Below are 13,055 nucleotides of genomic sequence, written 5' to 3'. Positions count from 1 at the left end.
AACACTCAGCGCTGAACCGGATACTGTCGGTGCCGAACGTCGGACCGGTGATCGCGATCCTGATCGCGGTGGTCTACTTCACCGCCCAGTCCGACCGGTTCCTGGCCGGTGACAACTTCTCGCTGATCGTGCAGCAGGTGATGGTGGTCGGCACGCTGGCGATCGGCCAGACGCTGATCATCCTCACCGCCGGTATCGATCTGTCCAACGGTGCGGTGATGGCGCTGGGCAACATCGCGATCACCAAGCTAGCCGTCGACACGGGTTTGCCTGTGCCACTGGCGATTCTGCTCGGGCTGGCGCTGACGGCCGCGTTCGGGTTGCTCAACGGCGCGCTGGTGAGCCTGATCAAGTTGCCACCGTTCATCGTCACTCTCGGCACGTATGGCATCGCGTTCGCGCTCACCCACATCTACTCGCAGGAACAGACGATTTCGGGTCTGCCGGACGCACTCACGTTCTTCGACAAGACATTTCCGCTGGGCGAGACCGACATCACTTACGGGTCGGTGGCGATGCTGGTGCTGTTCGCGATCACCTGGTACGGGCTGCGGCTGACAGCGGCAGGGCGGCACGTCTACGCCGTAGGCAATAACCCGGAGGCGGCGCGGCTCAGCGGCATCGACACCCGCCGTGTGCTTCTCGCCGTCTACACGGTCGCGGGCCTGATCTACGGCTTGGCGGCGCTGCTGCTGGTGGCCCGCACCGGCGTCGGTGACCCGAATGCCGGCCAGACCGACAATCTGGACTCGATTACCGCCGTGGTACTGGGCGGCACCAGCCTGTTCGGCGGACGTGGCAGCGTGATCGGCACGCTACTGGGCGCGCTCATCGTCGGCATCATCCGTAACGGCCTGCAACTGACGGGGGTGCCGTCGATCTACCAGACGCTGATCACCGGCATCCTGGTGATTGCTGCGGTGGCCGTGGACCAGCTCAACCGCAGGAGGCAGAAATGAGCGAGACAGCCACCGCAGCAGGCGACGCCACCACCGCAGGCGACGGAGCTCAGGCCGCGGTACAGCCGGTGCTGCAGGCAAAGGGCCTGGTGAAACGCTACGGTCAGGTCACTGCGCTCGACGGCGTGGATTTCGACCTGCTGCCGAACGAGATCCTCGCGGTCATCGGCGACAATGGTGCCGGGAAATCCTCGCTGATCAAGGCACTGTCCGGGGCGCTGATCCCGGATGAGGGCGAGATCCTGCTCGACGGCGAACGGGTGCGCTTCCGGCGCCCGACCGACGCCCGCCGGGCCGGTATCGAGACCGTCTATCAGGAGCTGGCGGTGGCACCGGCCCTCGATATCGCCGACAACCTGTTCCTGGGCCGGGAACTGCGGCGCCGCGGCATCCTCGGCTCGGTGTTCCGGATGATCGACAAGGATCGCATGGTGCGAGAATCGCAGCAGCACATGTCGAATCTGAAGATCGGGATCCGATCTATGAAGCAAGCGGTGGAGACACTATCCGGCGGCCAGCGCCAGGGTGTCGCGGTCGCGCGCGGCGCGGCCTTCGCGCGGCACGTGGTGATCATGGACGAGCCAACGGCAGCGCTGGGTGTCAAGGAGACCGGTATGGTGCTGGATCTGATCCGCGAGGTCCGCGACCGCGGCTTGGCCGTCATTGTGATCAGCCACAACATGCCGAACGTGTTCGAGATCGCCGACCGGGTGCACATCCAGCGGCTCGGCCGCCGAGTCGCGGTGATCCGCCCGCACGAATTCTCCATGTCCGATGCGGTGGCGATCATGACCGGTGCGATGGCCGGTGCGGAGGTCGACAACAACCGTGTCCATCACTGAGGCCGTGGCCGAGCGCGGCCTGATCGCGGTCGCGGGGGAGGCTCTGGTGGACCTGGTGCTCGCCGACGCCCCCGATCGCTTCCAGGCGGTGCCCGGCGGCAGCCCCGCGAACGTGGCCGTCGGCTTGGCCCGGCTGGGCGTGCCGGTTCGGATGCTGGCCCGCTTGGGCGGCGACCCGCTGGGCCATCGCATCCGAAACCACCTGCGGGACAACGCCGTCGCCCTCGATCATGTTGTGGACGCCACCGAGCCGACCTCACTGGCGATCGTCGATGTCGACCCGGATGGCATGGCGCACTATGACTTTCGCGTCGACGGCACGGCCGACTGGCAGTGGACCGACTCCGAACTGTCCACCGCTCTCGACGGCAGCGTGCTGGCCTTGCACACCGGCTCACTGGCGCTGACCGTGCCCCCTGGCGCCGACGCCTTGACCCGCCTGGTGGACCGTGCCCGGTCTACCGCCACCATCAGCTACGACCCGAATTTCCGCCCGCAGTTGATGATTCGCGACAACATCCTGGACCGAGTACACGCCATGATCGCCTGTGCCGACATCGTGAAGGCTAGCGCCGAGGATCTGTCCTGGCTGTACCCGGGCCGCAACCCCGAGGAGGTGGTCGCCGACTGGTCCGCCCGCGGCCCTGCTCTCGTGATCGTGACACTGGGCCCCGACGGCGCACTTGCCGCCACTGCCGCAGACGCCACTCCCATCCATCGCCCCGGCCGCCCCGTCGAGGTGATCGACACGGTCGGCGCCGGAGACGCATTCACGGCAGGCATTCTCGCCGGTCTGCGCGATCACCATCTGCTCGGCGCCGCATACCGAGAAGCCCTGCGTGCCATCCCGAAGCACGTCCTCACCGCCATTCTCGACAAGGCCACCATGGTCGCAGCGCTGACCTGCGGCCGCCGCGGAGCGGACCCGCCGACGGCCGCCGAGCTGTTCACAGGTCGCTGAATCTGGACTTCCTGGCGTTCCCCCAGTTCGGCGCAGCCCCGCTCGAACAGCTCATCGGCTACATCGAGTCCGCGCTGGCGTGGGCGTCGGACACCCTCGCCGCCCGCCCTGCGCCGCGCGACCGAATGGTTGCGGGCCAACCTCTACGAGCCCGAGCACGTCACCCTCTGCTGGGCCGACGCCCGAATGTCGAACATCCTCTACGACAGCGAATTCCGGGTCACCGGTGTCCTCGACTGGGAGATCGCCTACATCGGCGACCACGAGGCCGACCTCGCCTGGATGCTGTTCCTGGATTGGGCGTGCTCGGAATACCAGGACACCGAACGACTTCCGGGAACACCCACCCAGGAGGAAACGATCGCTCGCTACGAGCAACGCAGCGGGATGACGGTGCGCAACCTGCGCTACAACGAGAAACTGGCGGCCGTCCTGCTCAGTATCCCGCTGCTGCGGATGGCGCACCGGCTACAACTACCGCCGGAGATCGATGTGACCACGTTCTGCACTGCACGGATCGAGCAGCTGCTCCGCGACCCCTAGGCCGTGGATCGTGGATCAGAACAGCACGTCCGCGTGACGCTCACGGTCGAACGCGGGGATCGGGCCGCCGGAGCGGAGGGTATTGGCCAGGGCCGGGTCGGCCAGATGGAGGCGACCGATCGCGACCAGATCGAACTCCTCGTCCGACAACCGCCGGTACATCTCGTCGAGCGATGCGGGTTCGGGAATGCCGTTCTCGCGCAACGACTTACTCAGACCGATGCTGCCGACGGCCATGCTCGGCGCCCCGGTCAGCTTCTTGGCCCAACCGGCCAGGGTCAGGTCGCTGCCGTCGAAGGCGGGCTGGTCGAAACGGTGGGTGCTGGCGTCGAGAACGTCCACGCCCGCCTCGACCAGGGCGGTGAGGATCACGGCCAGCTCGTCCGGGGTGCGGGCGATGCGGGCGGTGTAGTCCTGCTGCTTGTGCTGGGAGAACCGGTAGAAGATCGGCAGGTCGGGGCCGATCGCGCGGCGGACCGCGCGCACCACTTCGACCGGAAAGTTCGTCCGTCGGCGCAGGTCGCCGCCCCAGTGGTCGGTGCGCTGGTTGGTGGCGTCCCAGAGGAACGCGTCAAGAAGGTAGCCGTGGCCCGCGTGCAGGGCGATGCCGTCGAAGCCGACGTCGACGGCATTGCGCGCCGAGCGTACGTAGGCGGCGATGACGTCCTCGATGTCGCGCTCGGTCATCGCGGCGGTCGGGGTGGTGGCCCAGGTCAGGTACCGCTGCGGGTATCCGGTGCGGCCGACCCGGCCCCACAACCCGGACGGGCGCAGCGGGGTCGGTGTCGGGTCCACCGCACTCATCGCACCCCACAGCGGGCCGACGTGCCAGAGCTGTGGCACTATTCGGCCGCCCGCCTCGTGCACACCGTCGACCACGTGGCGCCATCCGGCCAGCGCCGATTCACCGTGCAGCCGAGGCACTTTCACACAGTCGACCGCCGTCGGGTGATCGATCCCGATGCCCTCGGTGATGACCAGCCCGGTGCCGCCGTCGGCTCGCCTGCGGTAGTAGGCGGCGACGTCGGCGCCGGGTACTCCGGCCGGCGAGCGCCGCCGGGTCATGGGGGACATGACGATGCGGTTGGGCAGCGTCAGCGATCTGACGCGCAGCGGCGAGAACAGGGGGTCCACGGCGACACCCTGCCAGTGTCGGGGCTTTCCGGCAATCGGCCGGGTCCCACCCGAACAGAGATAATCGCGGGGACAACGATATTCCACGCGCTCTCGCGTGGCAGCGAGGAGGCCGAGCTGTTCGTGTCGAGAATGGCCGACGCGCTGTACGCGCTGGTGGCCGCGGGTAGGACGGCGCAACAATGAAGATCGATCTCCAGCTGAACGGTCGTCCCGACGAAGCCGTCTCGCGGGCAAACGAATTGATCGCGTGCGGCGCCGACGGCCTGTTCACCTTCGAAGGGCCCCACGATGTCTTCCTGCCGCTGCCCCTGGCGGCGACCGGTGCCGAACCCTGTCCGTAGTCGAGAACGTCATGACCGTCCCGCAATAGCAGCCCTCGGCGAGTGCGGGCGCGAGCACATGCCCAAGGACCGCCAACCGCCCACCCGAAACCGCAGGTCGTCCCCGTTCCCATGTTCGACACACCCCGCCGAGGCGCCAATCTGCGAAGCGTTTCCGCAGTTCAGAGCGCGCGCCCGGTCTCGAGACTAGGGTGGCGGACATGTTCGACTGGCGATTCCTTCGGGGCGTCGGCATTGCCGTCGCGATCCTCGCGGTGGTCCTCGGCGTATTGGTCGGCTCAGGGCTGATGCTGACCGACACGGCCGGTCCGATCGTCGACGGGCTGGCCGCTATCGGCTTCATTTAGTCCAGCTGCCACGAGAGCGGCCGGATAAGTGGACGCCGAAGGCGTCGGCGCCTCGTGATCTGCCCAGCTCAGGCCTGGTGATCCGCTGCGGCGGCAGACTTGGTCGGCCACAGTGCCATACGGTCGATGAGCCGGTCGCGCAGCACGAGGGTATGAAACACGACTGCACTCATGTGAGCGGTAAAGGTCAAGAAGAGCAGGAACGCGAGAATCGAGTGGCCGATTCGCAGCACGGCGTACAGGGTGATGTTGTGCGGCGCGATGCCGGGAAGGTGGAGCGGCCCGAAGAGGATGATCGGGTAGCGGGCCGCCGCGAGCATTGCCCAGCCGATCAGGGGTTGCACGAGCAGTAGCGCGTACAGCAGATATTCCGACCACGTCGCGATCTTGCGTTCCCGGCGGCTCATCGTGGCCAGGAATGGCGGCGGCCGATGCGTGAGTCGATTCACCAACCGCACCACTGCGAAAACGAGGATCGTGATGCCGAGCGGTCGGTGGATGGCCAGCAGCAGGGGGTAGTAGCTCAGCGACGCCACCATGGTGACGCCGAGGAGCAGTTGGGCGATGACCGTTACCGCCATCGACCAGTGCAACAGTCTCGAAAGAAGGGTGAAGCGGCCGGGCTTATCGCTCATCGCGCACCTGGGCGACGTTGACCTCGCTCGGCCGCTTGGCCTCGGCGGCGCGGCGGGTGAATGAGCGGGCGTAGACGGCAGAGCGCGCGCTCAGCAGCGGATCGTCGGATACGACGATGCCGTCGGGTAATACGGTCGGGTCGAAGTTGATGTCGCGTGCGTTTCCTGCGGCCTCGGTCTGGACGGCGTTGATCGTGATGGTGCCGGCGTCGATCGTGGGCCGTGAATCCGGCCACCGCTTGGTGGCATCGTTGGTCGGGTCCTCGGGGCCGCCGATGGTCAGGAGCAGCCGCCAGCTCAGCGGGCCGCGCGCCACCGCGTCGATCAGGGCGTCGAACAGGTAGTCGTTCTGTGCCGACGGCGGGGCACCGGTGGGCTGACCGTTTTGTAGCGGGACTGCCACCCAGCGGACGGGAGCGGTGGCGCCCGTGTCGTTGGTGAAATGAAACGCGTTGAGCCCGTGAAAGGTGCTGTTGGCGAACCCCGAACTAGGCGGGGACTGGTTGATGATCTTCATGGCGGCGGCGGACTCGGGGTGGCGGTCCATAAACGCGGCCATCAGCTGCGGGTCGGGCTTGCCGGTCTCCGGCACCGGCTTGGTGGCGAGCAGTCGTTCGTAGAATCCCTGCGGTGTGCTGTCGACGAAGACCGGGATGTTGACCATCGCGGTGCGCCACTGTTGGCCACCGGGCGGTAAGAACAGCAGGGCCAGCCCGCGAACTGTGTCCGGTTTGTCGGGCTGATCGGGCAGCCCGCCGGAAAGCGAAAACCGGCCGATCACCGGAACCGTCCCGGCTTTGAACACGGTCGCCTTGCACACCGCGGTACCGGCACCGTTGCTTTGGAAGGTCCCGCTGGCGCTGAGGCCCTTGGCATGGTTGCGCCGGAAACCGTCGTGACGCCCGTACACATGTTCGAACCGGTCGACGAACCGTGCAGGTGTCAGCGCGTCGGGCCGCAGCCAGCCGCCCGCGAAGGCAAACGCACCAACGTCCACCGCGGCGACACCGGCCACCGTCGTCATCCCCATCAGCGCGCTTCGCCGGGTGAGCGTGACCCTGTTCAGCCATCGATCCGGTGCGGGATCGGCACCGTGGTCGGGCTGCGTGTCCAACTCGTCCCGATGGCCGGAATCATTGCTGCCTTGCACTCGCCACCTTGCCTTTCCGCCGCGTGCGCCACTGGTATCGATGCCGGATCCGGAGCGGTCCACCTATCGCGGGCGATCGCCTGGACTCCTTGCCTGCGATGCGCCTCAGGTCGATGCGGCTGTGATCAGGACTTGGCCGCGTGGACACCTTTGTGTGCGTGAACGTCGTGTTCGACTCGGTCACCCAGGCTGGTATCGACGTTGCGCAGGTATTCGAAGACACGCTTCAGGACCGGCTCGGTTACGCCGGCCAGCAGGTGGCTCACGATGGTGTCGACGAGGCGATCACGTGCTGCGGCATCCATCACGGTGCGGACGAGGGTTCCCGCTTGGCCCCAATCCTCGTCTTCGCGGTGTCGTTCATAGGCGGTACGCACGATGTCGCCGTCGGTGTACCAACTGGCGGGTGGGTAGTGCTCGCTGGCGGCACTGAGGTCACGGGTGACCTCGAACCGGCCGAACGCGCCGCTGCCCTTGGCGTGCGGTTGCCACTCGGTGATCCGCTCCCGGTTGAACTGAGCCATCTGCTCGATCAGATAGGCATCCTGCAGCAGAATCGGGCCTCCGGGACCGACAGTCAGCGAAAACTCGTCGCTTTCAATACCCGAATCTGTTGTCAGTTTCGACTGTGAGGTATTCATCTCCCGACCTCCGATGTGTGTGGAAATCCGGGGAAGTGACCTAGCGCGGCGAACCTGTAGCTCACAAATGGACACACCGTCGCGGCATCACACCGCGCAACGTATAAATCGCCGATCATCCTCAGTGCTTCGAGCGCCGAAAACGCCGCTACACCCGCACTGCTCTGCGGAAAAAAATCCTACTCTTCCGCCAATCAGACCGAGGGCCCGTCAGTGAGATCACCGCTGTAGCGGGTCGAGGGTGGCTGGCGGCCATCGGGCGTCGCCGACTGGAAGCGACACCGTCCGGTGTCGATGCGTGATCGGGCCTGGCCGATCGAAACACTTTCCGCCGCACGAACGGCAGAGCACATGCTGCGATCAGAGCGAGAAGGCGTCGTGCTGCGCTCCGGCGGCAACGGCGCGGGGCGGGTGCGGCTGCCAGTAGGGCTTACCTGCCGAGATGCGGTGCGAGCCTCGAGCGGCTCGGTCGAGCGGCCGAGCCTGACGGCGGTCTCGGTGCCCGCGTTCGGTGACTACCGGCGGGTAGGGTGCTGCCCGGACGTCAGGGAGCGCCCGAGTCGCGTGCGGCGGCGCTAGCCAGGGGTGCGAATACGTACTGGCGCAGCGCGATACGGTCGGGGGTGAGCGCAGGGAAGGTTCGGCATGAATGGTGATGGTGGAGCGGCGGCGTACGAGCGTGCTGAAGCGTTGACGCGTGCGGACCGTGCGGCGGAGGCGGAGCCGGAATATAGGGTGGCGGCGTCGGCGGGGCATGTCTGTGCGATGCGGACGTTGGGCTTGCGGGCTGTCGAACGCGACGATGAGTCCACTGCCGAGAAGTGGTGGGTGCAGGCGGCCGCGGCTGGGGATACGAAAGCGATGCACAACCTCGGGTTTCTGAAATCCGAACAGCGGCAGCTCGCTGAATCGGAACGCTGGTATCGGGCTGCAGCGGAGGCCGGGAATGCTGACGCGGCATTCAATCTGGCGTTGCAACTGGTCGAGCGAGGGGATAGAGAGGAGGCAGTCGAATTCTATGCGCAGGCCGCCGAGGCGGGGGATACGAAGGCGATGAGCAACCTCGGCAACCTGCTGTCGGAGCTGGGACGGGACGAGGAGGCCGAGCGGTGGTTGCGGGTGGCCGTCGACGCTGGTTCCGGTGCGGCGATGGCCAACCTCGGCTCGTTGTACTTCCGGTGCGAGCGGGTCGCGGAGTACGAACAGTGGTGGCGTCGTGGGGCCGCGGCGGGCGATGTCACCTCCATGTACAACTTGGCGGTGGTCCTCGAGGTACGGGATCGAGACGAGGCGGCGGAGTTCTTTCGCGCCGCCGCCGCGGCAGGCCACCCGTATGCCGAGGAAAAACTGCAGGGGCTGCTGACCGGCTGGACACGCAGCGGCGCGCCGTACATCGCCGGGATCTTCTGACCCGCCGGAACCGGTGCTTGGCGGGTCGACTCGAAGTGGCCGATCTTGTCGTCGACGTTCGCGACCGGTGCCGGTGCGGGTCGATTCGTGGACCGGACGATCAGGCCCGGATGCAGCCTGCCCGTAACCCCGCCATCCATGTCTCCCTCGGCAACCCAGGCGCGGTGGCTGTGCTGCTGCAGGGACTCGGACCAGCCGCCAGTCCTCCAGGACAACGGCTACTGGAAGGTCAACGGGACCGGATACATGGACGGCGCCATCCGCTCCGGACAGCGTGTCGCCGCGGAGATCATCGCCGCCCGCTGAGGGAGCGGGTCACGATCTCCTGACAAGATCCTTACCGGCGACCTTCCCCGTGGGCAGTCATTCCTGCGCGGACACTGCATCTCGACATCGCCGGCCGCCTACACGGATCACTGATGCGCCAGAGCCTGTTTCCGTCACGACTCCGGTTGGACGGCAACACGTTTGGTTGGATACAGCCATCGCGTATGACCGGCCTCAGCAGACCGGAGCGGCAAAATCGGTTGCCGCCCCGGTCAGGAGCACCCACTGCCGACACGTTCCGCGACGCTGCGGAACTGCCCCTTCTCCAAAGAAGCGAGCTCGACCAGTGCCCAGCGCATATCAGGCACTGTCAGGTCGAACATTCAGCGTGACAACAGCTTTCAACCAGTAGCGCACTACCCGGTATGGCCCGCAATCGACGCTACTGCGTCCGCGAGCCGACACCGTCACCCGGTGAACTCCACCGAGGCCGCGCGACGGTGGCGGCTCCGAACTGGAACAGAATCCTGCTCGCCATGAACGGTCTCGCCACCGCCGCACCCAACTCGAACTAGCCGATAGGCAGGCAGAAGGTGTTCTCGGCCGAGCCAAGGGGGATGGGAATACACAATTCCACCGAGCCACCGACCGGAGTGGCCGTGGCGGCTGCTGCCGAGGCTGTACCGGCGCTCAACGCGATTGCGGGCAGCGCGAACGCGAATACGGCGAGTCGACGGATAATTCTTGAATTCATACAGTCATCCTCAGTTGTGCTATGTGACAAGCCCCGAACTCGAGGCGGCCCAATCAGATCACGGCCCGCGGGACCGCTGCCCGCCGTCGGCAAGAATTTGGGTTCTCAGATTATGTGTTTGCGGAGTTTTCGTGGATATGCCCAATAATTCCGCGGTATTCACGAAAACAACTGTGTTGTGAATACACACGAGAATTCTGTAGATTGATTGTCTTTCGTCGCAGCCGTCGAGTACCTGGAGGTCGGCTACGTGGGCATGGCCGCCACTGCAGCTTCCGTGGCATCTATGCTTGTGCTTGCGCTTTGTGGGGTTCTCAAGTCTGTTGAAGCCCGGTCACTCTGTCCGAGGCGCATTGTGGTGGCACCGAAAACGCTGTCGTTCGCAATAGTGTCGGTCACAAACATTCGCCTGGCCCGTTTTTCGCTGCGCTGCTGCCAGTAGTTTGATCTTGGAAACTCCTCACGCCTGAGAGGCCGCTGGACATCGAGGTCTCGGACATCGTTGTCCGGCAGTTGCCTTCGATGCCTGGAGAACATGTTCGACAAACTGGGGCCGGCCCACCGGCCTGGTGAAGGAGAAATATGTCCACCGACACCGATACGACACCTGAATCGGATGCCCTGCTGGGCAGGTTCTGGTCCGATCGGCTTTCGTCGATCACTCGCCATGATCTGCCCGCCTCGATCGTGGTGTTCCTCGTCGCCTTGCCGTTGTCGCTGGGCATTGCCATCGCCTCCGATGCCCCCATCGCAGCCGGCCTGATCGCGGCCGCCGTGGGCGGCATTGTCGTTGGCTTCCTGGGTGGCTCCCCGTTGCAGGTCAGCGGGCCCGCGGCCGGTCTGAGCGTGGTGCTCGCCGAGACCATCCACCAGTTCGGTTGGAAGACAACCTGTTTCATCACTGTCGGGGCCGGCCTGCTACAGATTGTGTTCGGGTTGAGCCGGATCGCGCGTGCCGCGTTGGTGATTGCGCCGGTGGTTGTGCAGGCGATGCTCGCTGGTATCGGTGTCACCATCGCCCTGCAGCAGGTGCACGTGCTGTTGGGCGGCTCGTCGTTCAGCTCGGCTTTCGAGAACATCACCGAGCTGCCCGGTCAGCTGCGGAACCTGCATGGTGACGACTTGGTGGTCGGCGTGGTCGTCATCGGCATCATCGTCGCCTGGCGTTGGGTGCCGGAGCGGGTGCGGCTGATCCCGGGCCCGCTAGTGGCGGTGCTGGTGGGTACGGTGCTCTCGCTTGTGCTGCCCGGCGATCCGGAGCGCATCAAGATCGACGGTTCGCTGTTCGACGCCATCGGCCTGCCCGGCCTGCCCGGCGGCGACTGGGGTGCGGTGGCGCTTGCGGTGCTGACCATCGCCCTGATCGCCAGCGTGGAGAGCCTGCTGTCGGCGGTGGCGGTGGACAAACTGCACACCGGCAAGCGCACCAACTTCGACCGGGAGCTGGTGGCCCAGGGCGCGGCCAACATCACCTCTGGCATGCTCGGTGGCCTCCCGGTCACGGGCGTGATCGTGCGCAGCTCCACCAACGTGGCCGCCGGAGCACGCACCCAGGCATCTGCGATTCTGCACGGCGTGTGGATCCTGGTGTTCTCCATCGCGCTGGTGGGCGTCGTGCAGCAGGTCCCGAAGTCGGCACTGGCCGGGTTGCTGATCGTGGTGGGCATGCAGCTGGTGAAGCTGGCCCACATCCGGCTCGCCCACCGCACCGGCGACCTGGCGGTATACGCGGTGACCATGGTCTGTGTGGTGTTCCTCAACCTGCTCGAGGGCGTGCTGATCGGCCTGGCGCTGGCGTTCGCGATGCTGCTGTGGCGAGTAGTGAAGGTGTCGGTACAGGCCGCGCCAGTGGCGGGCACCGACCGCTGGATCGTCACCATCGACGGCACATGCACATTCATGGCGCTGCCGAAGCTGACCAAGGAACTAGCCAAGGTCCCGACCGGTACCGACGTACTGGTCGAGCTGACCGTCGACTTCCTCGACCACGCCGCCTACGAGGCCATCCACGACTGGACCCGCCAGCACGAAAGCATCGGCGGCAACGTGGAATTCGTGGAGATCGGCACCGCGCGCATGGAACACGCGATGACCGGACCACCACGGCGCGGCCGGGCGCGCGGCATGCTCGACGAGGCACTCGGCCCGTGGCGCGACCGCAGCGATAATGCGGTCACGGCCGGTGTGGCCTCCTATCACCGCAGCCACGCCCACGTGCTGCGGCCACACCTGGACGAGTTGCGGGATCGGCAGGATCCGCACTCGCTGTTCCTCACCTGTACCGACTCGCGGATTGTGCCGAACGTGATCACCAACAGCGGCCCCGGCGACCTGTTCACCGTCCGCAATGTCGGCAACCTGCACCCCGCGGATGGTTCGGACGCCTCGGTGGAAGCGGCGCTGTCCTTCGCGGTGGACAACCTGAAGGTGCGCAACGTGGTGGTGTGCGGCCACTCCTCGTGCGGTGCGATGAACGCGCTACTCGCCGGCACCTCCGCCGGAACGAGGCTGGACGCCTGGCTCGCCCATGCCCGGCCCAGCCTGGACGCCTACCGGGCCGAGCACCCGGTACGGTTAGCCGCGGCGGCCGCGGGCTACGACGAAGCCGCTCAACTGGGCATGGTGAACGTCGCCATGCAGCTCGAGACCCTGCAGAATCATCCAGTTATGCGCGAGGCCGTCGCGGAGCGCGGCCTGACGGTGTCGGGCCTGTTCTTCGATATCTCCACTGCCTGCGTGCTGGAGATCACCGCCGATGGCATCAGCCAGATCACCGACCAGGACGCCACCGCACCGGTCACCGTCTGACCGATTGGATGCGAGTTCACCTGCACGCCAATCGAAGTCGTGCCAGGCCTCGACGTTCTCGCAGCCATGCCGCGGCGGCGGTGTCGCCCAGCATCCCGGCTATCGGATCATCGCATCGCACTCGACCTGGTACCTGTGACATGTCCGCAGGGAAAGGTCGACCATGCAGCCCCAACGACTGCGGGTTGTCTTTCCGGGCTGCAGATCGAGGAGATCGTTCAGCGACACCGCTCCTCGGCACAGTTCGTAGACAGCGACCT

12 protein-coding genes and 3 pseudogenes are annotated in these 13,055 nt (G+C 66.1%); 9 read left to right on the top strand and 6 right to left on the bottom strand.

Annotated features, from left to right (window positions below; translation table 11 throughout):
• The first annotated feature begins 47 nt into the window (after nucleotides 1-47).
• From ACQP2U_RS19260 to ACQP2U_RS19245, 4 genes are all read left to right on the top strand, one after another.
• Nucleotides 48-959: an ABC transporter permease gene (locus ACQP2U_RS19260; protein ID WP_433715915.1), complete on the top strand. Its 912-nt coding sequence runs from the start codon at nucleotides 48-50 to the stop codon at nucleotides 957-959.
• Nucleotides 956-1,801 carry an ATP-binding cassette domain-containing protein gene (locus ACQP2U_RS19255; RefSeq protein ID WP_433715914.1) on the top strand — a complete coding sequence of 282 codons (846 nt, stop codon included), beginning with the start codon at nucleotides 956-958 and terminating at the stop codon, nucleotides 1,799-1,801. The genes ACQP2U_RS19260 and ACQP2U_RS19255 overlap by 4 nt, the downstream gene beginning before the upstream one ends.
• Nucleotides 1,788-2,762: a carbohydrate kinase family protein gene (locus ACQP2U_RS19250; protein ID WP_433715913.1), complete on the top strand. Its 975-nt coding sequence runs from the start codon at nucleotides 1,788-1,790 to the stop codon at nucleotides 2,760-2,762. The genes ACQP2U_RS19255 and ACQP2U_RS19250 overlap by 14 nt, the downstream gene beginning before the upstream one ends.
• A gap of 129 nt (nucleotides 2,763-2,891) precedes the next feature.
• Nucleotides 2,892-3,305, top strand: a complete 414-nt coding sequence (locus ACQP2U_RS19245) for a phosphotransferase (RefSeq protein ID WP_433715912.1) — start codon at nucleotides 2,892-2,894, stop codon at nucleotides 3,303-3,305.
• 15 nt (nucleotides 3,306-3,320) lie between these two features.
• Here ACQP2U_RS19245 and ACQP2U_RS19240 read toward each other — a convergent pair whose 3' ends face one another.
• Nucleotides 3,321-4,439, bottom strand: coding sequence for an NADH:flavin oxidoreductase (locus ACQP2U_RS19240; RefSeq protein ID WP_433715911.1), 1,119 nt, complete (start codon nucleotides 4,437-4,439; stop codon nucleotides 3,321-3,323).
• Nucleotides 4,440-4,621: 182 nt separating this feature from the next.
• Here ACQP2U_RS19240 and ACQP2U_RS19235 point away from each other — a divergent pair.
• Together ACQP2U_RS19235 and ACQP2U_RS19230 are read left to right on the top strand one after the other, a co-directional pair.
• A pseudogene (locus ACQP2U_RS19235) lies at nucleotides 4,622-4,771 on the top strand (LLM class F420-dependent oxidoreductase); the annotation flags it as partial.
• 212 nt (nucleotides 4,772-4,983) lie between these two features.
• The gene (locus tag ACQP2U_RS19230; protein ID WP_433715910.1) at nucleotides 4,984-5,130 is read left to right on the top strand and encodes a hypothetical protein; all 147 of its coding nucleotides are present in this window, start codon (nucleotides 4,984-4,986) and stop codon (nucleotides 5,128-5,130) included.
• 68 nt (nucleotides 5,131-5,198) lie between these two features.
• Here the strand turns inward: ACQP2U_RS19230 and ACQP2U_RS19225 are convergent, their stop codons facing one another.
• From ACQP2U_RS19225 to ACQP2U_RS19210, 4 genes and pseudogenes are all read right to left on the bottom strand, one after another.
• The gene (locus ACQP2U_RS19225) at nucleotides 5,199-5,765 is read right to left on the bottom strand and encodes a cytochrome b (protein WP_433715909.1); all 567 of its coding nucleotides are present in this window, start codon (nucleotides 5,763-5,765) and stop codon (nucleotides 5,199-5,201) included.
• The gene (locus ACQP2U_RS19220; protein ID WP_433716525.1) at nucleotides 5,755-6,795 is read right to left on the bottom strand and encodes a catalase family peroxidase; all 1,041 of its coding nucleotides are present in this window, start codon (nucleotides 6,793-6,795) and stop codon (nucleotides 5,755-5,757) included. The genes ACQP2U_RS19225 and ACQP2U_RS19220 overlap by 11 nt, the downstream gene beginning before the upstream one ends.
• A gap of 245 nt (nucleotides 6,796-7,040) precedes the next feature.
• Nucleotides 7,041-7,256 (bottom strand): annotated as a pseudogene (locus ACQP2U_RS19215) (catalase-related domain-containing protein); the annotation flags it as partial.
• 84 nt (nucleotides 7,257-7,340) lie between these two features.
• Nucleotides 7,341-7,556, bottom strand: a pseudogene (locus ACQP2U_RS19210) (catalase); the annotation flags it as partial.
• 645 nt (nucleotides 7,557-8,201) lie between these two features.
• Here ACQP2U_RS19210 and ACQP2U_RS19205 point away from each other — a divergent pair.
• Together ACQP2U_RS19205 and ACQP2U_RS19200 are read left to right on the top strand one after the other, a co-directional pair.
• Nucleotides 8,202-8,966, top strand: coding sequence for a tetratricopeptide repeat protein (locus tag ACQP2U_RS19205; protein ID WP_433715908.1), 765 nt, complete (start codon nucleotides 8,202-8,204; stop codon nucleotides 8,964-8,966).
• 138 nt (nucleotides 8,967-9,104) lie between these two features.
• Entirely contained in the window at nucleotides 9,105-9,272 is a 168-nt protein-coding gene (locus tag ACQP2U_RS19200) for a hypothetical protein (protein ID WP_433715907.1), read from the top strand.
• Nucleotides 9,273-9,804: 532 nt separating this feature from the next.
• On the opposite strand, the gene ACQP2U_RS19195 is transcribed toward ACQP2U_RS19200, so the two are convergent.
• On the bottom strand, nucleotides 9,805-9,987 hold the full coding sequence (locus ACQP2U_RS19195; RefSeq protein WP_433715906.1) for a hypothetical protein: 183 nt from the start codon (nucleotides 9,985-9,987) through the stop codon (nucleotides 9,805-9,807).
• A 582-nt stretch (nucleotides 9,988-10,569) separates the two neighbouring features.
• On the opposite strand from ACQP2U_RS19195, the gene ACQP2U_RS19190 reads away from it, so the two are divergent.
• On the top strand, nucleotides 10,570-12,795 hold the full coding sequence (locus ACQP2U_RS19190; RefSeq protein ID WP_433715905.1) for a SulP family inorganic anion transporter: 2,226 nt from the start codon (nucleotides 10,570-10,572) through the stop codon (nucleotides 12,793-12,795).
• Nucleotides 12,796-13,055: the final 260 nt, after the last annotated feature.

This window comes from Nocardia sp. CA-084685 (genome assembly GCF_050955785.1).
Lineage (GTDB): Bacteria > Actinomycetota > Actinomycetes > Mycobacteriales > Mycobacteriaceae > Nocardia.
Note: the sequence above shows the minus strand (reverse complement) of the source record. Positions and strands in the feature narration are given on the sequence as shown.